The organism is Sphingomonas prati, assembly GCF_014643515.1.
Classification (GTDB): Bacteria; Pseudomonadota; Alphaproteobacteria; order Sphingomonadales; family Sphingomonadaceae; genus Sphingomonas_R; species Sphingomonas_R prati.
The window spans coordinates 223,543-247,121 of sequence record NZ_BMJP01000003.1; the positions used below are offsets into that span (position 1 = coordinate 223,543).

Sequence of the window (23,579 nt, forward strand, 5' to 3'; positions counted from 1 at the left end):
GCGCGATCGACGCGATGCGTCGCGGCTGGCCGGTCACCGTCGCGGGCGACGACGGCGCGATCCGCCTGCTCGCGATCGAAAGCGCCGACCGCGACCGCCTCGCCACGTTCGACCCGGACGGCCAGGCCGGCGTGCTGCTCTCCCCCTCGCGCGCGACCACGCTGAAACTCGGCAACCAGCGCGCCGCCGGCGACATGGCCCGCCCGGTCCTGCTGACCCGCACGCCCTGGCTCGATTTCGAAACCGCTGTCGCGCTCGCCGATCCGCAGATGGACCTGGCGACCCCGTTCAAGGGCCCTTTCCCCGCCACCCCGCTCGGCCCCGTCACCGCGGCGGAGGCGGCGCTCGAGCTCGCGCGCCGCGCCGGCATGTTGCCCGCCTTCTTCCTGCTCCCTGCGACCGACAATGCCGACGTCACCGTCGCCGACGTGACCGAGTTCGCCGCCCCCGCAAACCTCGCCATCGCCTCACGCGCGCGCCTGCCGGTCGCGGCCGCCGAGACCGCCGAGATCGTCGCGTTCCGCACCCCCGACGACCCGACCGACCATGTCGCGTTGCTCATCGGCACGCCCGACGGCCGCTCGCCGCTCGTCCGGCTGCACAGCGAATGCCTGACCGGCGACGTGCTCCGCTCGCTCAAATGCGATTGCGGACCGCAACTCGACGCCGCGCTCGCCGCCATCGCCGCCTCCGGCTGGGGCGTGCTGCTCTATCTGCGGCAGGAAGGGCGCGGCATCGGCCTGATCAACAAGCTGCGTGCCTATGCCCTGCAGGATCAGGGGTTCGACACGGTCGACGCCAATCTCCGCCTCGGTTTCGCGGTCGACTCGCGCGACTTCGGCGTCGCGGCGCGGATGCTGGCGCTGCTCAACATCGACACCGTCCGGCTGCTGACCAACAACCCCGCCAAGGTCGCCGGGCTGGAAGCCGCGGGCATCGTGGTGGCCGAACGGGTGCCGCACATCGTCGCGTCCAACCCGCACAACCACGACTATCTCGCCACCAAACGCGACCGGACCGGCCACCAGCTGTGATCCGGGTCGACACCGCTGCGCTGACCCTGACCGCGGCCGGCCGGACGATCGCCTGCACCATCGGCCGCAGCGGCGCCTGCGACGCTCCGGACAAGCGCGAAGGCGACGGCTGCACGCCCTTCGGCACCTGGCCGATCCGCGCGGCCCTGCTGCGCCGTGACCGCGTCTCGCTCCCCGCCGGCGTCACGCTCCCCTGGCGCTGGATCGGCGCGCTGGATGGCTGGAGCGACGACATTCGCGACCCGGTCTACAACCGACCGGTCACCCACCCGCACCGCTTCTCCGCCGAACGGCTCTGGCGCGACGACGGCCTTTACGACGTCATCGTCGTCCTGGGCCACAACGACACGCCCCCCGCCCCCGGCCTCGGCAGCGCGATCTTCCTCCACTGCCGCAACGCCGACCATCCGACCGAAGGCTGCGTCGCGGTCGATCGGGACGCGCTTCTCTGGTTGCTCCTGACGCTCCGGCAGGGCGACCCGCTCGTCATCGGCTAGCCACTACCGCTCACACGAACTCAGGCAGCCCAGGCCGCGACATCCTCTTCCTGCCCGATCAGCGCGAGCCCGTGCGCGATCGCGGTCAGCTCGTCGCCGGTCGCGATCCGGTCGCTGCCGAACCGTGCGTCGAAGATCGCACGCACCGCGGGCACCAGCGACGACCCGCCGGTCAGGAACACCCGGTCGATCGCATCCGCCGGCACCCCCGACGCCGCCAGCGCGCGGTCCACCGTCGCCGCGATCCGCTCCAGATCCTCCGCGATCCAGCCCTCGAACTCGCCCCGCGTCACCACCGCCTCGATATCCACACCGCCGCCGTGGAACCGGAACGGCGCGCTGTCCGCCATCGACAGCGCACGCTTGCACGCCCCCACCGCGTCGTAGAGCGTGTAGCCGAGCTCGTTCTCGATCACCGCGATCATCCGGCCGATCGCCGCGGGATCGACCGCCGCCTTGGCCAGTTTGGCCAGCTCGTCCAGCGTCCGGCGGTTGCGCATCAGCGCCAGCCGCGACCAATCGGCGAAGTCCGCATAATAGCTCCGCGGCACCTCCAGCGTCTTGCCGAACGAACGATACTGCCCGCCCTTGCCGAGCATCGGCAGAACCAGCCGGTCGACGATCCGGTAATCAAACCGGTCGCCCGCAATCCCGATGCCGGCATGACCCAGCGGCTCGCAGCGTCGCGCCGCCCCCGGTGCCGCCACGCGCACCACCGAGAAATCGCTCGTACCGCCGCCGAAATCCGCCACAAGGATCGTCGCGGCATGCGTCAGCCGCGCGGCATAGCTGAACGCCGCGCCCAGCGGTTCGTAGACATAGTGCACCGCTTGGCCCAGCTCGGCGAACATCGCGTCGTAGCGCGTCCGGGCCAGCGCGGCATCGGGCCGCGCCCCGGCATATTCCACCGGCCGCCCGACGATGATCCGGTCCGGCCGCGGCGCATCGAGCCGCCCGCCGCCATGCGCGACCAACCGGTCGAGGAACGTCCGGCCCAGCTCCTCGAACCGGTATCGCCGGTCGAACACCGACGCCGTCTCGAAACTCGCGCTCGCCGCGACGGACTTGAAGGATTGCAGGAAACGGCTGTTCTGCGGATCGTCGAGATATTCGTCGATCGCCCATGGCCCGGCCTCCACCGCCAGCCCGCCGCGCGCCGCCTCGTCCTGCCAGAAACACAAAGCGGAGCGGAACACCGCCCCGCGGTTCCCGAACGGGACCAGCTCGGCCGTCCCGGCCGCACCGGCCAGCGCGACCACGCTGTTCGTCGTCCCGAAATCGATCCCCAGCGCCGCTGGCCTGTCGGTGGCGGTCATATAAATACGGTCCCGGCTGCTCTGGATGGCCGGCGCTCCTACAGGCAACCGATCCGCGCGACCAGCCTCTCACGGCCGGACCGGCAACGTTTCTAGAGCAGCACGCTCTCCAGCTTCGCCAGCGCCCGCAGGTCGCTCGCCGCGTTAATATCCATCAACGGCTTCAGCAGCCCGTCGCGCAGGTCGTAGACCCAGCCGTGCAACGTCAGCCGGCGCCCTGCCGCGAACGCCCCGGCCACCGGCGGCGTCGCGGCCAGATGGATCAGCTGCGCCCGGACGTTATACTCGACCAGCCGGTTCACCTTGGACTCGCGGTCGGGCAGCGCATCGATCTCCGCGCGGTGATCGTCGTACACGGTCCGCAGGTTCGACAGCCAGTCGTGGGTCGGTCCCTTCGCGCTGTCGTCCAGCGCGGCGACGATGCCGCTGCAGCCATAATGGCCGCACAGGATGACGTCGTTCACCTCCAGCACGTCGATCGCATATTGCACGACCGCCATCAGGTTCAGGTCGCTGCCGTACACCAGATTGCCGATGTTGCGGTGGATATACAGCCCGCCGGGCGGCGACTGCGTGATCTGGTCGGGCGCGACGCGGCTGTCGGAACAGCCGATCCACAGGAATTCCGGCCGCTGCCCGCGGATCTGCCGCGTGAAGAAGTCCGGATCGAAATGATGCTGTTCCGCCGCCCACGCCATGTTGGACAGGATCAGCTGCTGGGATTCCTTCATGCGAACCGCACTTCCTTGATCGGCGCCGAAATCTGCCGCGCGCTGCGGCCCGACAGGTCACCCTTCACCAGCACGGCGATGTCGCGGTACGGCGCGCCTTTGATGAACGAATTGATGATGTCGATATTGTCCTCGTCGACATAGGTCGTGCTCGACAGGTCGATCAGCACGTCGCGGCCGTCCGGCACGCGCGCCAGCGCCGCCTGCAACTGCGGCTTGTGGATGAAGTACAGGTCGCGCCGCGCCCGCACCATGCACGCCTCGGGCGTCTCGACATAGCTGATCACCTGCCGGAAATTGCGCGCGATCACGAACACGAAGCCGACGGCCAGCCCGATCGCGATCCCCTCGAGAAGATCGGTGAACAGGATCGCGACGACCGTGACGAAGAACGGCACGAACTGGCGATACCCCTGCTTGTACCGCTGGAAATACAGCGCCGGTTTGGTCAGCTTGTAGCCGGTCTGGATCAGGATCGCGGCCAGTGCGGCGAGCGGGATCATGTTGAGCACGAACGGGATCGTGACGACGCTCAACAGCAGCCAGAAACCGTGGAGGATCGTCGACAGCTTGCTGTCCGCGCCCGAATCGACGTTGGCCGAACTGCGTACGATCACCGACGTCACCGGGATGCCGCCGAGCAGGCCCGACACGATGTTGCCCGTGCCCTGCGCCAGGAGCTCGCGATTCTTGTCGGTCACGCGGCGCTTCGGATCGATCTCGTCGACCGCCTTCACGCTCAGCAGCGACTCGAGGCTCGCGACGATCGCCAGCGTCAGCGCCGTGGTCCACACCAGCCCCGAACCGATCGCGGTGAAATCGGGCAGCTGGAGCAGGCCGAAGAACTCCGCCGGCGACGCGCTGACCGGCACGTTCACCAGATGGGTCTGCTGCACCGCGATCTGCGGCATCACGCGCTGGAAGAACATGTTCGCCACGATGCTGAACACCACCACCACGAGCGGTCCGGGCAGCAGCTTCAGCCAGCCCTTCTTGGGCTTAGCCTTTTCCCACCAGAACAGGAAGACGATCGAGATGAGCGCGATCCAGGTCGGGCCGGCCAGCGTCTCCTCGCGGATCGTATAGGCGATCGTCGACAGCGTGTTGCGCCCGTCCTCCTGGAAGAAGCGAAAGCTGCCCTCGTAATCGCCGTCGTAACCGATCGCGTGCGGAAACTGCTTCAGGATCAGGATGATGCCGATCGCCGCCAGCATGCCCGTGATGACCGAGGTCGGCACGAACTCCGCCAGCACGCCGCCGCGCGTCAGCGAGAACCCGATCTGGATCATGCCCGCCAGCATCACTGCAAGCAGGAAGGTCTGGTAAGTCGGCATCGCCTCAATCGCACTCAGCACGATCGCGGTCAGCCCGGCGGCCGGCCCGCTGACCGACAGCGGCGACCGGCTCATGAACCCGATGACGATTCCGCCGACCACGCCCGAAATCACGCCGGCGAACAACGGTGCGCCGGATGCCAGCGCCACGCCCAGACACAGCGGCAACGCGACGAGCGCCACCACGATCGACGCCGGCAAATCGCTCCGCCAGCTCTTGAACAGACCGGGTGCCGTCACGTGGAGTTCCTTAGCTACCAATCGACAGTCCCTACGCCACCCAAGAACCCCCACGCGACCCCCGACCACCGCGAGACATACTTCCTTACAATTCGAGCACCCGACGCCAACGCGACAGAAAGGCTCTCTCCCCCCGGGGAGAGGGTTGGGAGAGGGTGAGTGGCTTGGGGCGACCGGGCCTCACTACACACGTTCCCCCGCGGATGCGGGGGTCCAGCTTGAACCCACCCCGAACCTCACCGCCCCAAACCAACCTGGATCCCCGCGTCCGCGGGGACACGTCAGACCGGAAGACCGGTTTTCGGCGTGACTGGCACCACCCCAACGTCCAGCAACCCGCTTGACACCCCCACCCCAGTCCCTAAACCCCGCGACGGGCCACGCCGCCCCAACGCGGCGCGTGCTCTCTGTGAGGAGAGACTACATGACTGCACGTCCCGACGCCGCACCTGCGCGTCCGTTTTTCTCGTCCGGCCCCTGCGCGAAACCGCCGGGCTGGTCCCCCGATACCCTCGCCACCGAATCGCTCGGCCGCTCGCACCGGTCCAAGATCGGCAAGGCGCGCCTCGCCAAGGCGATCGACCTCACGCGCGAGATCCTCGGCGTCCCCGCCGACTACCGCATCGCGATCGTGCCCGCGTCCGACACCGGTGCCGTCGAAATGGCGATGTGGACGATGCTGGGCCAGCGCCCCGTCACCGTCGCCGCCTGGGAAAGCTTCGGCGAAGGCTGGGTGACCGACGCGGTCAAGCAGCTCAAGATCGACCCCGTCGTCGTCACCGCCCCCTACGGCGAACTGCCCGACTTGGGGAGCATAGACCCGGCGCACGATCTCGTCTTCACCTGGAACGGCACCACCTCCGGCGTCCGCGTGCCGAACGGCAACTGGATCGCCGCCGACCGCGCCGGGCTGACGATCAACGACGCCACCTCCGCCGTTTTCGCGCAGGCGATCGACTGGGCGAAGTGCGACGTCACCACCTTTTCCTGGCAGAAGGTCATGGGGTCGGAGGGCGGCCACGGCATGCTCATCCTCAGCCCCCGCGCGGTCGAGCGGCTCGAAAGCTACGTGCCCGACCGCCCGCTGCCGAAGATCTTCCGGCTGACCGCCAAGGGCAAGCTGATCGAGGGCCTGTTCAAGGGCGAGACGATCAACACCCCCTCGATGCTCGCGACCGAGGACTATATCGCCAGCCTGGAATGGGCGCAGTCGATCGGCGGCCTGCCCGAACTGTTCGCGCGCGCCGACCGCAACGCCGCGGCGCTGGATGCCTGGGTGCAGCGCACGCCCTGGATCGAACATCTCGCCGCCGACCCGGCGATCCGTTCGAACACCAGCGTCTGCCTGAAGTTCGCCGGCCTGTCCGACGACGCGGCCACCGCGATCGAGAAGAAGATGGTGAGCCTGCTCGAGGCGGAAGACGCCGCCTACGATCTCGGCTCCTACCGCGACGCGCCCCCCGGCCTGCGCATCTGGTGCGGCGCCACCGTCGACACCGCCGACATCGAAGCGCTCGGCCCCTGGCTCGACTGGGCCTACGCGCAAGCGACCGCCTAAGCTTCTTCTAACCCCTCTCCCCACCGGGGGGAGGGGTGGGTGGGGGGCGTGGCCTGACGCGACGCCGCCTCCACCGATCCACCCAGAAAATCCCCCCTCCCCAGCCCTCCCCCCGGTGGGGGGAGGGAGCGAAGGAACCCCCCATGCCAAAAGTCCTCATCTCCGACAAAATGGATCCCCGCGCCGCCCAGATCTTCCGCGAACGCGGGGTCGAGGTCGACGAGATCACCGGCAAGACCAAGGACGAGCTGATCGCCATGATCGGCGAGTATGACGGCCTCGCGATCCGCTCCTCGACCAAGGTCACCAAGGACGTCCTCGCCGCCGCGACGAACCTCAAGGTCGTCGGCCGCGCCGGGATCGGCGTCGACAATGTCGACATCCCGTCCGCATCGGCCGCCGGCGTCGTCGTCATGAACACGCCGTTCGGCAACTCGATCACCACCGCCGAACACGCCATCGCGCTGATGTTCGCGCTCGCCCGCCAGCTGCCCGAGGCCGACGCCTCGACGCAGGCCGGCAAGTGGGAGAAGAACCGCTTCATGGGCGTCGAGCTGACGTCCAAGACGCTCGGCCTGATCGGTGCCGGCAATATCGGCTCGATCGTCGCGGATCGCGCGCGCGGGCTGAAGATGAAGGTCGTCGCGTTCGATCCCTTCCTCACCCCGGAACGCGCGATCGAACTGGGGATCGAGAAGGTCACGCTCGACGAGCTGCTCGCGCGCGCCGACTTCATCACGCTCCACACGCCGCTCACCGATTCGACGCGCAACATCCTGTCGGCCGAGGCGCTGGCCAAGACCAAGCGCGGCGTCCGGATCATCAACTGCGCCCGCGGCGGCCTGATCGACGAAGTCGCGCTCAAGGCCGCGATGGACAGCGGCCAGGTCGGCGGCGCGGCCCTCGACGTGTTCGTGGAAGAACCGGCCAAGGCATCGCCGCTGTTCGGCACGCCCAACTTCGTCTCTACGCCGCATCTCGGCGCATCGACGACGGAAGCCCAGGTCAACGTCGCGATCCAGGTCGCCGAGCAGATGGCCGACTTCCTGATGTCCGGCGGCGTCACCAACGCGCTCAACATGCCCAGCCTGTCGGCGGAAGAAGCGCCCAAGCTCAAGCCCTACATGGCGCTCGCCGAACGGCTCGGCAGCCTGGTCGGCCAGCTCGAGGGCGAGATCACCGCGGTGTCGATCGAGACCGAGGGCGCCGCGGCGGACCTCAACCAGAAGCCGATCACCGGCGCGGTGCTGGCCGGCCTGATGCGGGTCTATTCCGACACGGTGAACATGGTGAACGCGCCCAGCCTTGCCAAGGAACGCGGCCTCGACGTCCGCGAAGTCCGCCACGACCGCGAGGGCGACTATGCGACGCAGGTCCAGGTCACCGTCACCACCCCGAACGGCGAACGCGCCGTCGCCGGCACGCTGTTCGCCAACTCCGAACCACGCCTGGTCGACATCTTCGGCGTGAAGATCGAAGCCGACCTCGCCGGCACGATGCTCTACGTCGTGAACGAGGACGCCCCCGGTTTCATCGGCCGCCTCGGCGGCGCGCTTGGTGAGGCCGGCATTAACATCGGCACCTTCCACCTCGGCCGCCGCGCCGCGGGCGGCGAAGCGGTCGTGCTGTTGTCGGTCGACTCCGCGCTGTCGGAAAAGGTGCTGGCGCAGGTGCAGGCGCTGCCGGGCGTGAAAGTGGCGAAGACGCTGCGGTTCTGACACGGTTCGGTCAAGCCTAAGCCCCCCACCCCAACCCTCCCCCCGGTGGGGGGAGGGAGCCTGCTTAGCCCTCCCCCCACCGGGGGGAGGGTTGGGTGGGGGGGGCTTCACTGGACGCAACGGAGCGGGGACAATGCAACAAGACCCCATCCTGAAATCCCGCGCCCGAACCATGCTCCACACCCCCACCCCCGCCGAACAAAAGCTCTGGCAATCCCTCCGCCAATCCCAACCCGCCACCAAATTCACCCGCCAGATACTAGTTGGCCCCTACATCCTCGATCTCGTTTCACGCCGAGCAAAACTCGCGATCGAACTCGACGGGGATACACATGCGACCCAAGTCGCGTATGACGCCGCCCGAACCGCTTTTCTCGAACGACAGGGCTACCGGGTGCTCCGCTTCACCAACGCCGACGTGATGACCAACCTGCCCGGCGTTTTGGAGGCGATCGCCTGCGAGCTTGCGTCCAGTGACGCCCCCCACCCAACCCTCCCCCCGATGGGGGGAGGGCTTCAGAAGGCTCCCTCCCCCCATCGGGGGGAGGGTTGGGGTGGGGGGCTTGGCCTGACGCAGCGCAGCCCCAAAGGACGCGACCAATGACCAACGGCCTCCTCCCCGAAGGTCTCCGCGACCGCCTCCCGCCCCAGGCCGAGGCCGCATCGCGCCTGCTCCACCGCGTCATCGTCGCGATCGGGCGGCACGGTTACGACCGCGTCTCCCCCCCGCTTGCGGAATATGAGGAGGAACTGGTCGGCCGCCTCAAGAGCGCACGCCGTCAGGACCTGCTGCGCTTCGTCGACCCCGTGTCGCAACGCACGTTGGCACTCCGCCCGGACATCACCGGCCAGGTCGGCCGCATCGCCGCCACGCGCCTCGGCCACCGCCCGCGCCCGCTGAGGCTCGCCTATGGCGGCCCGGTCCTGAAACTCCGCGCGACGCAGCTTCGCCCCGAGCGCGAACTCACGCAGGCCGGCGCAGAACTGATCGGCACCGCCGCCGTCCCCGCGATCGTCGAGGTGCTGCGTGTCGCGATCGAGGCGATGGAGGCGGCCGGCGTCACCGGCATCACGATCGACCTCACTCTGCCCGACCTCGTCGAAACGCTCGCCGCCGGGCCGCTGCCCGTCCCCACCGAGCGGCTCGCCGCGCTCCGTGATGCTCTCGACGCCCGCGACGCAGGCGCGCTCGCCGGGATCGGTGCGGCGGACTATCTCCCGCTGCTCGAGGCCGCCGGCCCGCTGCCCGCGGCCCTCGCCCGGCTCCGCGCGCTCAGCCGCTGGGAGATCCTCGACCAGCGGATCGATGCCATCGCGCAGATCACCGACGCGCTCGACGGCCGCGTCACGTTCACGCTCGACCCGACCGAGCGGCAGGGCTTCGAATATCAGAGCCTCATCGGCTTCTCGCTGTTCGCATCCGGTCTGCGCGGCGAGGTCGGCCGCGGCGGCTCCTACGCCATCCTCCATGCGGACGGCACCGCCGAACCCGCCGTGGGCTTCTCGCTCTACATCGATCCGCTGGTCGATGCCGGGCTCGGCCAGGAACCGTCGCGCCGCGTGTTCGTGCCCGTCGGCGCCGACCCCGCCGCCGCCCGGGCGCTGCGCCGCGAAGGCTGGACCACGATCGCTGCGCTGACCGACGACGATCTTCCCGTCGGTTGCACGCACCGGATGGTTGGCGCGGTCCCCGAACCGCTCTAAGGCCCGCCTTTACTCTTGTCCGCCGCGACTTAACGGGCGGGCACCCGGCAACGAACAGGACTTACCGAGCATGGCCAACGTCACCGTCATCGGCGCCCAGTGGGGCGATGAAGGCAAGGGCAAGATCGTCGACTGGCTGGCCGAACGCGCCGACATCGTCGTGCGGTTCCAGGGCGGCCACAATGCCGGCCACACGCTGGTCGTCGACGGCAAGGTCTACAAGCTGTCGCTGCTGCCGTCCGGCATCGTCCGCGGCACGCTCAGCGTCATCGGCAACGGCGTCGTGCTCGACCCCTGGCATTTCCGGGACGAGGTGGCCAAGCTCGCTGCGCAGGACGTGCGGATCACGCCCGACAATTTGCAGATTGCCGAAACCTGCCCGCTGATCCTGCCGTTCCACCGCGACCTGGACGGTCTGCGCGAGGATGCGTCGGGCGCCGGCAAGATCGGCACCACCCGCCGCGGCATCGGCCCGGCGTACGAGGACAAGGTCGGCCGCCGCGCGATCCGGGTGTGCGACCTCGCCCATCTGGACGATCTCGGGCCGCAGCTCGACCGCCTGCTCGCGCATCACGACGCACTGCGCGCCGGGTTCGGCGAACCGCCGATCGACCGCGCCCGGCTGCTTGCCGACCTGGCCGAGATCGCCGACGTCATCCTGCCCTTCGCCAGCCCCGTCTGGCGGACGCTGGGCGAGGCGCGCGCGCAGGGCAAGCGCATCCTGTTCGAAGGCGCGCAGGGCGTGCTGCTCGATGTCGATCACGGCACCTACCCGTTCGTCACCTCGTCCAACACCGTCGCCGGCACCGCCGCATCGGGTACCGGCCTCGGCCCAAGCGCGCCCGGCTTCGTGCTCGGCATCGTCAAGGCCTACACCACGCGCGTCGGCTCCGGCCCGTTCCCGACCGAGCTGGAGGACGAGACCGGCACGCGGCTGGGTGAGCGCGGCCATGAGTTCGGCACCGTCACGGGCCGCAAGCGCCGCTGCGGCTGGTTTGACGCGGTGCTCGTCCGGCAGTCCGCGGCCGTGTCCGGCATCACCGGCATCGCGCTGACCAAGCTCGACGTGCTCGACGGGTTCGCGGAACTGCGGATCTGCACCGGCTACGACCTCGACGGCCGGCACTACGACTATCTCCCGCCGCACCCGAACGACCAGGCGCGGGTGAAGCCGATCTACGAAACGATCGAGGGCTGGTCCGAATCGACCGCCGGGGCGCGCAGCTGGGCCGACCTTCCGGCGCAGGCGATCAAGTATATCCGCCGTGTCGAAGAACTGATCCGCTGCCCGGTGGCGCTTGTGTCGACCAGCCCGGAACGCGACGACACCATCCTCGTCCGCGATCCGTTCCAGGACTGACGCCATCACATCATTGTCGTTGCTGGCCATCGCGCTGGCTCTCTGCTGGTTCGTGCCGGTCCCGCTCGTGGGACTCGGCGCGCTGGCGCTCGCGGCGCTGGCCGGGCTGACGTTCCCGGACGTGGACCAGTTCGTGCCGCTGCTCCGCCATCGCAGTGCGCTGACCCACAGCCTGCTCGTGGTGCTGCTCTGCATGGCCGATCGCCGGCTGCATCCGGTCGCCGCCGGCCTGGCGCTCGGCATCGGTTTCCACCTCGCGGCGGACTGCTTCCCCGCGTCGATGCGCGGCTTCGCGACGGTGAAGATGCCGCTCGCGGGCACGTTGGACACGCAAGGGTCCTACATGTGGCTGGCGATCAACGCGGTCGCGGGCAGCTACGTGTTCGGTGTGCTGGTCGAACGGCTCTACGATCCGCAGGTCCAGATCATCGCGCTGGCCGGCGCGCTGCTGCTCGGCGCGACCTACCTGGCCGGCGTCCCCGGCGGCTTCCGCGCGCTGGCGGTGTATGCCGCGATCTTCTGGGTCGGGTGGCGGATGCACCGGCCGACGCTGGAGTAACCGTGTCACTTTAGCCCTCCCCCAACGGGGGGAGGGTTGGGTGGGGGGCTTGGCTTGGCGCAACCCCAAGCCATTCGAGCGCGAAAGATTCGCGAAACGCCCAGCTAGTAAGTCGCGACGACTCGAACCTCACCCCAAGCCAAGCCCCCCACCCCGACCCTCCCCCCCAAGGGGGGAGGGAGCAGGGCCAGGCCATGCCAAAACTAAACCGAAATAACCCCCTCGATCACCGTCACGCACTGCCCGGTCAGCAACACGCGCCCCCCCTCGACCCGGCACAGCATATCCCCACCCCGCCGGCTCGCCTGATGCGCCGTGGTCTCCGCCCGCCCCAGCCGCGCCGACCACCACGGCGCCAGCGCGGCATGGGCAGCCCCCGTCACCGGATCCTCGTCGACGCCCCAGGCCGGCACGAACACCCGGCTCACCATATCGGTCGCCACCCCCGGCGCGGTACAGATCGCCATCAGCCGAACCGCCGCCAGCGCCACCATGTCGGGCGCCAGCGCGCGCACCGCGGCCTCGTCCGGCAGCACGATCAGCGCGGTTTCCTGCACCGGCGGCACCGAGAAGAACACCGCCGCATCCGCCAGCCCCAGCGCCGCCAGCAACGGCGCGACCCGCGCGTCACCAGCGTCAGCCGCGGTCACCATGGTCGCCGGCAGGTCGAGCACGTAGCCCCCATCCGCGCGCCGCACCTCCAGCACGCCCGCCTGCCGCGTTGCGAACCGCACGGCGCTCAGCGACAGGTCGTCGCTCAGCAGCACATGCCCGGATGCCAGCGTCGCATGCCCGCACATCGCGATCTCGCTCGTCGGCGTGAACCAGCGCAGTTCATGATCCGCCGGGCCACCCGGGGTCGCGAGCAGGAACGCCGTCTCCGACAGGTTGTTCTCCGCCGCGATCGCGACCAGCACGTCGTCCGGCAACCACGCATCGAGCGGGATCACCGCCGCCGGGTTGCCCGTGAAAGGGCGCGACGCGAACGCATCGACCTGCGTGAACCGAGGCATCGCGTTCTCCGAATCGAAAAGTTAGAAAGGCCTCAGACCCCGAGCCGCTTCCCGAACCACGGCGGCGTCACGTCCGCCTCGACCAGCGGATTGTCCGGCTCGTCGATATGGCCTTCAGGGTCCAGGTGGATCAGGATCTCCACCTTGGGGAACGCCATCCGGATATTCTCCTCCACCTCGTCCATCACGTCGTGCGCGTCGGCGACGGTCATGTCGCGCGCCACGCACATGTGGAACTGCGCGAAGTCGTGCGATCCCGACCGCCGGGTGCGGAAATCATGGATGCCACGCAGCGCCGGGTGCCGCGCCGCGACGTCCATGAATGCGTCGCGCTCCGCCTCCGGCCATTCGCGGTCCATCAGCTGGTCGATCGCCTGGCTCGATGCCTGGAACGCGCCCCACGCCAGCCATAGCGCGATCGCGATGCCGAACAGCGGATCGGCACCCTTCACGCGGAAATACTGGTCAAGCACCAGCGCGGCGATCACCGACAGGTTGAGCAGCAGATCGGACTGGTAATGGACATTGTCCGCACGGATTGCGACCGATCCGGTCATCGCGATGATCCGGCGCTGATACGCCAGCAGCCCGAACGTCGCCAGGATCGCGATCACCGACACCGCGATGCCGAACCCGGCATCGTCGGTCGCCTGTGCGCTGTCGAAACTGATGACCGCGCGCCAGCCGATGCCGACCGCCGACGCGGTGATCAGCGCCACCTGGAACAGCGCGGCCAGCGCCTCCGCCTTGCCGTGGCCGAAGCGGTGGTCGTCGTCCGCTGGCGTCGCGGCCAGCCGCACGCCGTACAGCGTCACCAGCGACGCGAGCAGGTCGAGCCCGCTGTCCGCCAGCGACCCGAGCATCGCGACCGACCCGGTGTGCCAGGCGGCGAACCCCTTCAGCACCATCAGCGCGCAGGCGACCGCGACGCTGGCAAGCGCCGCGCGCGATGTCAGGATTCCGTTCGCCTTGGTCATGGGTACAGCAACCCTTCGGTCCAGCCACCCTGTCCGTCGGGCGTGAACAGCCGCCGTTCGTGCAACCGGTGCGCACGGTCCTGCCACAGCTCGATCCGGTCCGGCGTCACGCGAAAACCCGACCAGTGCGGCGGGCGCGGCACCGGGCCACCATCGAACCGCGCCTTGATCGCTTCGAACCGCGCATCGAACGTCTCGCGCCGGTCGAGCGGCTGCGACTGATCGGACGCCCAGGCGCCGAGCTGCGAATCGCGGCCGCGCGTCGCGAAATACGCGTCGCCCTCCGCATCCGACACGCGGCTGACCGCCCCCTCGATCCGCACCTGGCGGCGCAGCGATTTCCAGTGGAACGTCAGCGCCGCCACCTGCGTCGCGAATAGATCGCCCGCCTTGCGGCTTTCCAGATTGGTGTAGAACACGAAGCCTTCGTCATGGCCCTTCAGCAGGACCATACGCGCGGATGGGCGGCCGTCGGGCGCGACCGTGGACAGGCACATCGCCTGCGGATCGTTCGGTTCGGATGCGGTGGCCTCGGCCAGCCAGGCATCGAACAGCGCATGCGGATCGGTGGACATGACGTCGCCTTAACCCAAGTGTCTTTGTTTTTCGACCCCGCGGTGCGCCCGGGATCAGGACAGATTGCCCTTGCACACCCGAAAAGCGCACCCATCTGCACCGTGACATATCGGCAACAGTTGGCGTTTCCCGGAAAGGGCGCGAAAGGGGCGCATGGCGGATCTCTATTCAAAGCTGAACGTGGCACGCGGCGCGAGCGAGGCGGACGTTAAGAAGGCGTATCGCAAGCTCGCGAAAGAGCTGCATCCCGACCGCAATCGCGACAATCCGAAGGCGTCGGAGAAATTCTCCGAGATAACGCAGGCGTACGACCTGCTGTCCGACAAGGACAAGCGCGCGCAATATGACCGCGGCGAAATCGACGAGAACGGTCAGCCCAAGGCGACGTTCGGCTATGGCGGCAGCCCGTTCGGCGGTCAGGGCCAAGGCGGGCGTCGCCCCGGCGCGGCCGGCGGCTATGGCGGTGCCACCGCAGACGCCGGCGACTTCGGCGATATCTTCGAAGGGTTGTTCGGTGGCCGGCGCGGTGCCGGTGGCCCGGCGGGCGGATTCGGCGCGCGCCGCTCGCCCCCGGCCAAGGGCGCGGACATGGCCTACCGACTGTCCGTGTCGTTCGAGGATGCCGCCTCGCTAGCCCCGCAACGCGTGACGCTCTCAACCGGCAAGGCGATCGACCTGAAGCTCAGCGTCGACGCGGTCGATGGCAAGCCGATGAAGCTGACCGGCCAGGGCGAGGAAGGCCCCGGCGGCATCGGCGACGCGATCGTTACGATCGCGATCGACCCGCACCGTTTCTACACGCGCGACGGCGACGACATCCGCATGACCCTGCCGATCACGCTGGAGGAAGCGGTGCTTGGCGCGACGGTCCGCGTGCCGACCGTCGACGGCCCGGTGAACTTCTCGGTGCCCAAGGGGTCGACCTCGGGCAAGACGCTCCGCCTGAAGGAGCGCGGCTTTCACAAAAAGGGCGGCGGCCGCGGCTATCAATATGTCACGCTGTCGGTCGATCTGCCCGCCGACGATGCGGAGCTGATCGCGTTCGCCGAAAGCCGGCGCGAAACGCAGACGCGCAACCCGCGCGCCGCCCTAGGCGTATAACTGCAGACATCTGTGCGGTAGCGGAAAGCTTGAGGGGACACGCGTGACGGACCGCAGCAGGACAACCGAGCCGGCGGAGGGCAACCCTTCCGAGTCGCTCGGTGGTGTGTCGCCCGAATCGCCAGAGGCCCGCGCCCGCCGCCGCAACCGGCTCGGGCGACAGGTCGCCAAGGTCCGGCCCGGCACCTACCCGTTCGAGGTGCTGAAGCGCGTTGGGATCGGCGTCTATTCCGACGGTTTCATCCACGCCGGCAACATCGCCTATCTGGCGCTGCTGACGCTGTTCCCGTTCTTCATCGTCGCGCTCGCGATCGCGTCGATCCTGGGGCGCAGCGACGACGGCCTGCGCACCGTCAACTCCTTCCTTGAAACACTGCCGAACGGCGTCGCGGACCTGCTCCGCGCGCCGATCCTACAGGTGCTGAAGGCCCGCACCGGCTCGCTCCTCTGGCTTGGTGCGCTCGTGGGGCTCTGGACGGTCGGCTCGTTCATCGAGACGATCCGCGACATCCTGCGCCGCGCCTATGGCACAACCTCCAGCCAGCCATTCTGGCATTACCGGCTGGGGTCGGTCGCGATCATCGTCGTGTCGGTCATGCTCGCGCTCATCTCGTTCGTGGCGCAGGGCGTGCTGACCGCCGCGGAACAGATCATCTACCGCCTGCTCCCCTGGGCGCAGGATATCGCCGGCTGGATCGGGCTTTCCCGGCTCGTCCCCGCCGCCCTCATGTTCGGCGCGCTCTATCTGCTGTTCCTCACGCTCACCCCGTCCAAATATCGTTACGGCAACTGTCCGAAATGGCCGGGTGCGCTGCTCGTGACGGTCTGGTGGCTCGGCACCACCGCGCTGCTGCCGATGCTGCTTGCCCAGCTTGGCGGGTACGAACCGACCTATGGCGGGCTTGCCGGCACGATCGTCGCGCTGTTCTTCTTCTGGACCGTCGGCCTCGGGATCGTGGTCGGTGCCCATTTGAATGCGGCACTGGCGGAAACGGTCGTCCCGGATATAGAGGACCCGGCCGTCAGTACGTGACGACGAAGGAGTGACGATGCCCGGATTGATGGACGGTAAACGCGGTTTGATCATGGGCCTGGCGAATGAGCGGTCGCTGGCCTGGGGCATCGCCAAGGCGCTTCGTGCGCAGGGTGCCGAACTCGCCTTCACCTACCAGGGCGACTCCCTGCTGCGCCGCGTCCGCCCGCTGGCTGAGGAGGTCGGGTCCGACTTCCTCGTCGACTGCGACGTGTCCGACATGGCCGCGCTCGACAAGAGCTTCGCGGAAGTCGCCGAACGCTGGCCGACGATCGACTTCCTCGTCCATGCGATCGGCTTCTCCGACAAGAACGAGCTGCGCGGGCTCTATGTCGACACCAGCCTCGACAATTTCCTGATGACGATGAACATCTCGGCCTATTCATTCGTCGCGGTCACCCGCGCGGCGCGCGCGATGATGCCGAACGGCGGCTCGATCCTGACGCTCAGCTACTATGGCGCGGAAAAGGTCGTGCCGCACTATAACGTCATGGGCGTCGCCAAGGCCGCGCTGGAGGCCAGCGTGAAGTATCTCGCGATGGACCTCGGCCCCGAAAATATCCGCGTCAACGCGATCTCCGCCGGCCCGATCAAGACGCTCGCCGCCAGCGGGATCGGCGATTTCCGCTACATCCTGAAATGGAACGAGCTGAACAGCCCGCTCCGTCGCAACGTGACGATCGACGATGTCGGCGGCGCGGGCGTCTATCTCCTTTCCGACCTCGCCTCCGGCGTGACCGGCGAGATCCACCATGTCGACGCCGGTTACAACGTCATTGGCATGAAGGCCGAAGACGCCCCGGACATCGCCCTGGCGTAATCTTCACTTCTCCCTCTCCCCTCCGGGGAGAGGGCCGGGGAGAGGGGCCGACGGGGAGCCCCCATGAAACGGTTGCGGCCTGACGCACCGTTGCTCCCCTCTGCCCGGAAAGAAGAGGCTAAAGCATGAGCTTCAACACGTTCGGTCGCATGTTCCGCTACACCAGCTGGGGCGAGAGCCATGGGCCGGCACTCGGCGCGGTGGTCGACGGGTGCCCGCCCGGCATCGCGCTGTCCGAAGCGGACATCCAGCCCTGGCTCGACAAGCGTCGCCCCGGCACGTCGCGCTTCACCACGCAGCGCCGCGAACCCGACATCGTCCGCATCCTGTCCGGCGTGTTCGAGGGGCGCACCACCGGCACGCCGATCAGCCTGATGATCGAGAATGTCGACCAGAGGTCGAAGGACTATGCCAACGTCGCCGTCGCCTACCGCCCCGGCCACGCCGACTATGCCTATGACGCCAAATACGGCTTCCGCGACCCACGCGGCGGCGGGCGATCGTCCGCGCGCGAGACCGCCGCACGGGTCGCCGCCGCGGCCGTCGCGCGCGGTGTCATCCCGGAGGTCCGGATCCGCGCCTACCTGACCGAGATCGGCGGCGACGTCATCGACCGCGCCGCGCACGACGATGCGGAGATCGATCGCAACCCGTTCTTCTGCCCCGATCCCGCCGCTGCCGCGCGCTGGGAGGTGCTGGTCGACGCCGCGCGCAAGGCCGGCTCCTCGCTCGGCGCGGTCGTCGAGTGCGTCGCCGAGGGCGTGCCCGCCGGCTGGGGCGCGCCGCTCTATGCCAAGCTCGACGGCGATCTGGCCGGTGCGATGATGAGCATCAACGCGGTCAAAGGCGTCGAGATCGGCGACGGGTTCGCCGCGGCCCGGCTGGCGGGGGAGGGCAATGCCGACGCGATGCGCCCCGGCCCCGACGGCCGCCCGCTGTTCCTCGCCAACCACGCCGGCGGCATCGCGGGCGGCATCGCGACCGGGCAGCCGGTGGTGGTCCGCGTCGCGCTGAAACCCACCTCGTCGATTCTGACGCCGGTCGAGACGATCGACCGCACCGGTGCGGCGGCGGAGATCGCGACCAAGGGCCGCCATGACCCCTGCGTCGGCATCCGCGCCGCGCCGGTGGTGGAAGCGATGATGGCGCTCGTCCTGGCCGATCACAAACTGCTGCACCGCGGCCAGATCGGCTGAGATTGCCGCTTCTGGTCAGCTTTTATTCAGTATCGCGCCGAACGGAGCCTTTCGGCGCGGTGAAGGGAGCGTCTTCCGATGTGTTCGGGCGTTGATCGCAAATAACACAGGAAAGGATGTCTCATGAAGAACCGTCACCTGATGGGCGCATTGATTGCCTTCGCACCGGTCGTCGCCATCGCACAGGCGGGCATGACCCCGCCGGTCGGCAACGCGTCGGAAAGCAGCACGATGAACACTCCCGCGTCCGAGCCGATGATGGACAACGCGGCGGGCGTCTCCGACCCGGCCACGACCACCAACTCGGTCGCGACCACCACGCCGGATCCGATGGCCCCGACGACGACGCCGGACCCGACGAAGCCGAAGCCGACGCCACGCGGATGACGCATGATCCGATGATTGAAAAAGGGCGGCCCGCGGGTCGCCCTTTTTTGTTACCGGCGCCGCCCGATCAGCGTGCCGGCGGTGTTGGTCACGCGGTGGAACGTAAAGTCCGGCCATTCGCGCTTCCAGCGCCGCGCCACCAGCCGCTCGCCCGGCCGCGCCGCATCGTCGAGCAGGACGGTCCCGCCGCTCGGGATCCGGTCGAACAACGTCGCCGCCGCGCCGCGCACCATCGGATGCAGGAACCATGGCGGCCCGTCGACGATCAGCAGGTCGATCCGATCCGGCAGCGGGACCGGCGCGTACCATGCCCCCGGCCAGCCATTCTCCTGATAATCAAGCGGTGCCGCGCGCACCTCGGCCTCCAGCCCGCGGGCATGGACCATCTCACGCGTCGCATCGGCGAACGGTTCGCTCCCGTCGATGCTGACCAGCCGCCCGCCGCCAATCTTCTCCAGGCAATGCGCGGCGACCAGCGTGCTCGTCCCGCCGCCCAGTTCGACCACGGTGCGCGGCCGCCGTTCCAGGATCTCCGTCGCAATGATGTTCAGGAAATCGGCATCCGCCCGCCAGCTGCCCAGATCGGGCAGCGCGTCATCGTCCAGCCCGGTGCGCGCGAGCAGCGCCGCGCGCGCCATCGGGCCACCATCGCCCAGGCTCTTCAGCAGCCATGGCCAGCCGACCGCACCGGCCGCACCCACCGCGATCCACTCGTTCAGCATGCGCATGCCGGACCTCAGACGATCGGCATCCGGCAACGGTCTCGTGCGGGCGCGTTCCTGGGGAAAGGAAATGGGAGCCTCCGTGATCGCTCGCGTGTTGTGGACCGATGCGTCGGGAGCGACCGTTCGTCAATGACGTTGCGCGCCGCCCGGGCCGGACCACCGTGTTTCAGTCACCGGCCGCCGTCACGCGACCTGCAACGCCGCCTCGGTCTCCGCGATCCAGCCGCCGCCCAGCACGCGCTCGCCGGCATAGAACACCGTCGCCTGCCCCGGCGATACGCCATATTCCGGCGTCGCGAACCGGACCCGGTCGCCGTCCAGCCATGCCGGCACCGGCTTCGCCATCGATCGCACCTTGGCCATCAACGGCCCGGCATGATCGCCGCCGATCCAGTTCATGTCCTCGACCCGCGCCGCCGCCACCGCGAGCGCCGCGCGCGGCCCCGCCACCACGCGCCGCGCCTCCGGCTCGACCCGCACGACATAGAGCGGATAGGGACTGCCGCCGATCTCCAGGCCCTTGCGCTGCCCGACCGTAAAATGCGCGATCCCGCGGTGTCGCCCCAGCACCCGCCCGTCCAGGTCGACGATGTCGCCCGGCTCGGCCGTCTCAGGGCGCAGCCGCTTGACGATCCCGGCATAGTCGCCGTCCGGGACGAAACAGATATCCTGGCTGTCGGGCTTCATCGCCACCGCCAGGCCGTTGTCCGCCGCGATCGCCCGCACCTGCGCCTTCGGCATCCCGCCCAGCGGAAAGCGCAGATAGTCGAGCTGGTCCTGCGTGGTCGCGAACAGGAAATAGCTCTGGTCGCGCGCCGGGTCGATCGCGCGGTGCAGCTCCGCCTGACCGCCCGCGCCCACCACGCGCTGCACATAATGGCCCGTCGCCAGGCAGTCCGCGCCCAGTTCGCGCGCAATGCCGAACAGGTCGGTGAACTTCACCCCCTGGTTGCACCGCACGCACGGGATCGGCGTCCGCCCCCGGGCATATTCATCGGCGAAGTCAGCGATCACGCCGTCGCGGAACCGGCTTTCATAATCGAACACATAATGCGCGATACCCAGCCGGTCCGCTACCGCGCGTGCATCGCGAATGTCCTGCCCCGCGCAACACGCGCCGGCCCGTTTCACCGCCGCGCCATGATCGTACAACTGCAGCGTCACGCCGATCGTCTCCGCGCCGCTCGCCTTGGCCAATGCGGCCACCACCGAGCTGTCGACGCCGCCCGACATCGCCACCACGATCCGCCTGCCGCGCAGGTCGTCGCCCAGTTGAAATTCTCCGTCCATTCGCACGCCCTACCGCATTTTGTGTGCGATCGGGACCCCGGCCTTTACTTCCCTTAAACCATAGTAGGCCTATCAAGAGGTTCGGCAGCGACCATATGGACAGCTTATGGATCTTGGGTTTCACCGGCGCAATCGCGCCCGCCTGCGCGAAGACGGGGCGCTCGACTACCACGCCGTGGTGGCCGGGCTTGCGGCGGCGCAGGCGCGGGGTGTCACCGCGATGGCGGCGGAACGGATCGCGCATGCGACCACCGCCTTCCCCGGTCGCGATGCCGCGCTGGTGGTGCTGATGCTGTGCGAACCCGGTTGGGTGCGCGCGGCGGCGGCTCTCGGCGGCAGTTTCGATGCCGCGTTGTCTCTGAAGTTTCCGCCGCTCAAACCCTGAGCAAAACTGACCGGCGCCTTTACCTTCCCGTTTCAACGTTCCTTATATTTCCATGCTTTACACCGGCGTTAGCAAGAGTGAGGCCTTCCCCGACTGGCCCAGCCTGAGGTAGTTATGATCGAGAACCAGAAAATCAGACCGGCTCAGGTCATCGGCCCGCTCGGCGAACCGTTGACCGTCGACAGCCTGCCGCCGCCGCAGACGACTCGCTGGGTCGTGCGCCGCAAGGCTGAAGTCGTGGCCGCGGTCAGCGGCGGGCTGCTGTCGGTCGACGAGGTCTGCGATCGTTACGGGCTCAGCCTGGAGGAATTCGCCAGCTGGCAGCGCGCGGTCGACCGGTCCGGCATGCCCGGCCTGCGTGTCACGCGGATCCAGCACTACAAGTCGCTCTACGATCGCAAGACGAAATATTAACCTCTGCCCGCCATGGTCACGTCAGGCAGCCGGAATGGCAGCCCACAGAGTTTCCCCAGTTCGCAAGGTGCGTAAAGCGCCGCGATTCCCCCGAACCGACACCTCGGCCCCGCCGCCCCACCCGGGCGGCGGGGTTTTTCTTGTGCCCGCCCGCATCCCGCGACATGACGAGGCATGCGCCCGCGATCCTCCGCCCGTCTCCTGACGATCCCGCTCCTGCTCGCCCCCGCGATGCTGCCCGCACAGGGGCTCGCCCCCGGCCGTTGGGACGTGAAGTCGACCGGCGTCGAACTGGTGATCCCCGGCGTGCCCGCCTTCATGGTCCGCATGATGCAGGGCAAGTCGAAGACCGAGAACAAGTGCGTGCTGCCCGCCGACGCGAGGTCCGGCGTCGCCACGCTGATGGCGCCGAAGCCCGAGGCTAGATGCAGCGTCGAGCGCGCCGTCGTCGCGAACGGCCGCGTCGACCATGTCATGCTCTGCCCGCAGAAGAAGGGCGGCGGGGCACCGATGCGGATCACGCGCGTCGGCACCTACACGCCGGCCGGCTTCGCGCTGCGCATGACGATGACCGGCACAACGCCGAAGGGCCCGCTCCGCATCGTCGCGGATCAGGTCGCCACCCATGCCGGACCGAAATGCAAATGACCGACCAGCCGTTCGACCTGCCCGCCTACCTCTCGCGCATCGGCCTGTCGGAGGCACCCAAGGCCGATGCGGACGGTGTCGCCACCATCCAGCGCGCGCAACGCATGACGATCCCGTTCGAAAATCTCGACGTCAGGCTCGGCCGCGGCGTCTCGATCGCGCCGGATGCAATCTTCGCCAAGCTCGTCGGCACGCGGCGTGGCGGCTATTGCTTCGAACATAACCAGCTGTTCGCCGCGGCGTTGACCGCGATCGGCTTCGTCGTCCGCCCGCTGCTCGCGCGCGTCTGGCTGGGCGTGCCGGACGATGCGACCGGCGACGCGATCCCGGCGCGCACCCACCAGCTGCTGCTCGTCGAACTGCCCGATGGCCCCTGGATCGCGGACGCCGGGTTCGGCGGCGCCTACACCCCGCCGATGCCGCTGCGCGACGGCGCCACCGCGACCAGCCCGGACGGTGCGGTCCACCGGCTTCATGCCGATGCGGTCCATGGCTGGGTCACGACGCGCGACGGCGATCTCCACGCCACCGATGCGCGCGGCGTGGCGCAGCCCGGCGGCGGCCCGATCCGCCAGTACAGCTTCACCGAAGACGCCGTTTGGCCGGCCGATATCGCGCAGTGCAACCACCACATCGCGACCGTGCCGAACCACCGCTTCACCACCATGGCGATCGTCAGCATCGTCCTGCCGCGCGGTTTCGCCAGCCTCACCGACCGCCACTATCGCCGTCGCAACGGCACGGAGGCGGTCACCACCGACATCACCGACCCGCGCGTCTACCGCATGCGCCTCAGCCTCGTCTTCGGCATCGACCTGACCGCGGAAGAAGTGGCTGCGTTGGAGCTGTTCTAGGCTGCACTTCTAGTCAGCCAGGGCAGCCGCAACCGGTTCTGAAATAACTCGAATCGGTTCCAACCACCGCTTGCCGACAACCGTGCCCCATGCGACGCTCCCGGCTAAT

25 protein-coding genes are annotated in these 23,579 nt (G+C 68.6%); 17 read left to right on the top strand and 8 right to left on the bottom strand.

Going from position 1 to position 23,579, the window contains the following annotated elements; all coding sequences use genetic code 11:
* The first annotated feature begins 14 nt into the window (after positions 1-14).
* Both ribA and IEX50_RS11575 read left to right on the top strand, forming a co-directional pair.
* Positions 15-1,034 carry a GTP cyclohydrolase II gene (ribA, locus tag IEX50_RS11570; protein ID WP_229673963.1) on the top strand — a complete coding sequence of 340 codons (1,020 nt, stop codon included), beginning with the start codon at positions 15-17 and terminating at the stop codon, positions 1,032-1,034.
* Positions 1,031-1,531, top strand: a complete 501-nt coding sequence (locus IEX50_RS11575) for a L,D-transpeptidase family protein (protein WP_157176059.1) — start codon at positions 1,031-1,033, stop codon at positions 1,529-1,531. The genes ribA and IEX50_RS11575 overlap by 4 nt, the downstream gene beginning before the upstream one ends.
* A gap of 20 nt (positions 1,532-1,551) precedes the next feature.
* Here the strand turns inward: IEX50_RS11575 and IEX50_RS11580 are convergent, their stop codons facing one another.
* From IEX50_RS11580 to IEX50_RS11590, 3 genes are all read right to left on the bottom strand, one after another.
* Positions 1,552-2,847: an Hsp70 family protein gene (locus IEX50_RS11580; RefSeq protein WP_157176060.1), complete on the bottom strand. Its 1,296-nt coding sequence runs from the start codon at positions 2,845-2,847 to the stop codon at positions 1,552-1,554.
* Positions 2,848-2,939: 92 nt separating this feature from the next.
* Complete coding sequence (locus tag IEX50_RS11585) at positions 2,940-3,578, bottom strand: carbonic anhydrase (protein ID WP_157176061.1); 639 nt, start codon at positions 3,576-3,578, stop codon at positions 2,940-2,942.
* Entirely contained in the window at positions 3,575-5,152 is a 1,578-nt protein-coding gene (locus tag IEX50_RS11590; protein WP_157176062.1) for a SulP family inorganic anion transporter, read from the bottom strand. The genes IEX50_RS11585 and IEX50_RS11590 overlap by 4 nt, the downstream gene beginning before the upstream one ends.
* 424 nt (positions 5,153-5,576) lie before the next feature.
* Here IEX50_RS11590 and IEX50_RS11595 point away from each other — a divergent pair, with 424 nt between their 5' ends.
* From IEX50_RS11595 to IEX50_RS11620, 6 genes are all read left to right on the top strand, one after another.
* Positions 5,577-6,710 (top strand): phosphoserine transaminase, encoded by a 1,134-nt coding sequence (locus IEX50_RS11595; RefSeq protein WP_157176063.1) that lies wholly within the window; start codon positions 5,577-5,579, stop codon positions 6,708-6,710.
* Between the two features lie 143 nt (positions 6,711-6,853).
* A complete protein-coding gene (gene serA / locus IEX50_RS11600) occupies positions 6,854-8,428 on the top strand; it encodes a phosphoglycerate dehydrogenase (RefSeq protein ID WP_157176064.1) in 1,575 nt (524 codons plus the stop codon).
* A 133-nt stretch (positions 8,429-8,561) separates the two neighbouring features.
* A complete protein-coding gene (locus IEX50_RS11605; protein WP_157176065.1) occupies positions 8,562-9,032 on the top strand; it encodes an endonuclease domain-containing protein in 471 nt (156 codons plus the stop codon).
* Positions 9,029-10,132: an ATP phosphoribosyltransferase regulatory subunit gene (locus IEX50_RS11610; protein WP_157176066.1), complete on the top strand. Its 1,104-nt coding sequence runs from the start codon at positions 9,029-9,031 to the stop codon at positions 10,130-10,132. Before IEX50_RS11605 ends, IEX50_RS11610 begins: the two co-directional genes overlap by 4 nt.
* 70 nt (positions 10,133-10,202) lie before the next feature.
* Positions 10,203-11,492, top strand: coding sequence for an adenylosuccinate synthase (locus tag IEX50_RS11615; protein WP_157176067.1), 1,290 nt, complete (start codon positions 10,203-10,205; stop codon positions 11,490-11,492).
* 13 nt (positions 11,493-11,505) lie between these two features.
* Entirely contained in the window at positions 11,506-12,051 is a 546-nt protein-coding gene (locus IEX50_RS11620) for a hypothetical protein (protein ID WP_157176068.1), read from the top strand.
* A 203-nt stretch (positions 12,052-12,254) separates the two neighbouring features.
* Here the strand turns inward: IEX50_RS11620 and IEX50_RS11625 are convergent, their stop codons facing one another.
* From IEX50_RS11625 to pdxH, 3 genes are read right to left on the bottom strand one after another with little or no spacing between them, the layout of a single operon-like run.
* Positions 12,255-13,064: a PhzF family phenazine biosynthesis protein gene (locus IEX50_RS11625; RefSeq protein ID WP_157176069.1), complete on the bottom strand. Its 810-nt coding sequence runs from the start codon at positions 13,062-13,064 to the stop codon at positions 12,255-12,257.
* A 32-nt stretch (positions 13,065-13,096) separates the two neighbouring features.
* A complete protein-coding gene (locus IEX50_RS11630; RefSeq protein WP_157176070.1) occupies positions 13,097-14,041 on the bottom strand; it encodes a cation diffusion facilitator family transporter in 945 nt (314 codons plus the stop codon).
* Positions 14,038-14,616: a pyridoxamine 5'-phosphate oxidase gene (gene pdxH / locus IEX50_RS11635; RefSeq protein WP_157176071.1), complete on the bottom strand. Its 579-nt coding sequence runs from the start codon at positions 14,614-14,616 to the stop codon at positions 14,038-14,040. Before pdxH ends, IEX50_RS11630 begins: the two co-directional genes overlap by 4 nt.
* 154 nt (positions 14,617-14,770) lie before the next feature.
* On the opposite strand from pdxH, the gene IEX50_RS11640 reads away from it, so the two are divergent.
* The 5 genes from IEX50_RS11640 to IEX50_RS11660 all read left to right on the top strand — a co-directional run bounded on the left by IEX50_RS11640 (position 14,771) and on the right by IEX50_RS11660 (position 19,154).
* Complete coding sequence (locus IEX50_RS11640; protein ID WP_157176072.1) at positions 14,771-15,718, top strand: DnaJ C-terminal domain-containing protein; 948 nt, start codon at positions 14,771-14,773, stop codon at positions 15,716-15,718.
* Positions 15,719-15,761: 43 nt separating this feature from the next.
* Positions 15,762-16,751 (top strand): YihY/virulence factor BrkB family protein, encoded by a 990-nt coding sequence (locus tag IEX50_RS11645; RefSeq protein WP_229673933.1) that lies wholly within the window; start codon positions 15,762-15,764, stop codon positions 16,749-16,751.
* Positions 16,752-16,767: 16 nt separating this feature from the next.
* Positions 16,768-17,571: an enoyl-ACP reductase FabI gene (gene fabI / locus IEX50_RS11650; protein WP_157176073.1), complete on the top strand. Its 804-nt coding sequence runs from the start codon at positions 16,768-16,770 to the stop codon at positions 17,569-17,571.
* A 125-nt stretch (positions 17,572-17,696) separates the two neighbouring features.
* Complete coding sequence (gene aroC / locus IEX50_RS11655) at positions 17,697-18,767, top strand: chorismate synthase (RefSeq protein ID WP_157176074.1); 1,071 nt, start codon at positions 17,697-17,699, stop codon at positions 18,765-18,767.
* A 123-nt stretch (positions 18,768-18,890) separates the two neighbouring features.
* Complete coding sequence (locus tag IEX50_RS11660; RefSeq protein WP_157176075.1) at positions 18,891-19,154, top strand: hypothetical protein; 264 nt, start codon at positions 18,891-18,893, stop codon at positions 19,152-19,154.
* Between the two features lie 50 nt (positions 19,155-19,204).
* Here IEX50_RS11660 and IEX50_RS11665 read toward each other — a convergent pair whose 3' ends face one another.
* Positions 19,205-19,882, bottom strand: coding sequence for a class I SAM-dependent methyltransferase (locus IEX50_RS11665; protein ID WP_157176076.1), 678 nt, complete (start codon positions 19,880-19,882; stop codon positions 19,205-19,207).
* Positions 19,883-20,062: 180 nt separating this feature from the next.
* A complete protein-coding gene (gene mnmA, locus IEX50_RS11670) occupies positions 20,063-21,169 on the bottom strand; it encodes a tRNA 2-thiouridine(34) synthase MnmA (RefSeq protein WP_157176077.1) in 1,107 nt (368 codons plus the stop codon).
* A gap of 106 nt (positions 21,170-21,275) precedes the next feature.
* On the opposite strand from mnmA, the gene IEX50_RS11675 reads away from it, so the two are divergent.
* From IEX50_RS11675 to IEX50_RS11690, 4 genes are all read left to right on the top strand, one after another.
* Positions 21,276-21,554: a hypothetical protein gene (locus IEX50_RS11675; RefSeq protein ID WP_157176078.1), complete on the top strand. Its 279-nt coding sequence runs from the start codon at positions 21,276-21,278 to the stop codon at positions 21,552-21,554.
* Between the two features lie 114 nt (positions 21,555-21,668).
* On the top strand, positions 21,669-21,968 hold the full coding sequence (gene sciP, locus IEX50_RS11680) for a CtrA inhibitor SciP (protein ID WP_157176079.1): 300 nt from the start codon (positions 21,669-21,671) through the stop codon (positions 21,966-21,968).
* 174 nt (positions 21,969-22,142) lie between these two features.
* Entirely contained in the window at positions 22,143-22,616 is a 474-nt protein-coding gene (locus IEX50_RS11685; RefSeq protein ID WP_157176080.1) for a DUF3617 domain-containing protein, read from the top strand.
* Positions 22,613-23,470, top strand: coding sequence for an arylamine N-acetyltransferase family protein (locus IEX50_RS11690; RefSeq protein ID WP_157176081.1), 858 nt, complete (start codon positions 22,613-22,615; stop codon positions 23,468-23,470). Before IEX50_RS11685 ends, IEX50_RS11690 begins: the two co-directional genes overlap by 4 nt.
* Positions 23,471-23,579: the final 109 nt, after the last annotated feature.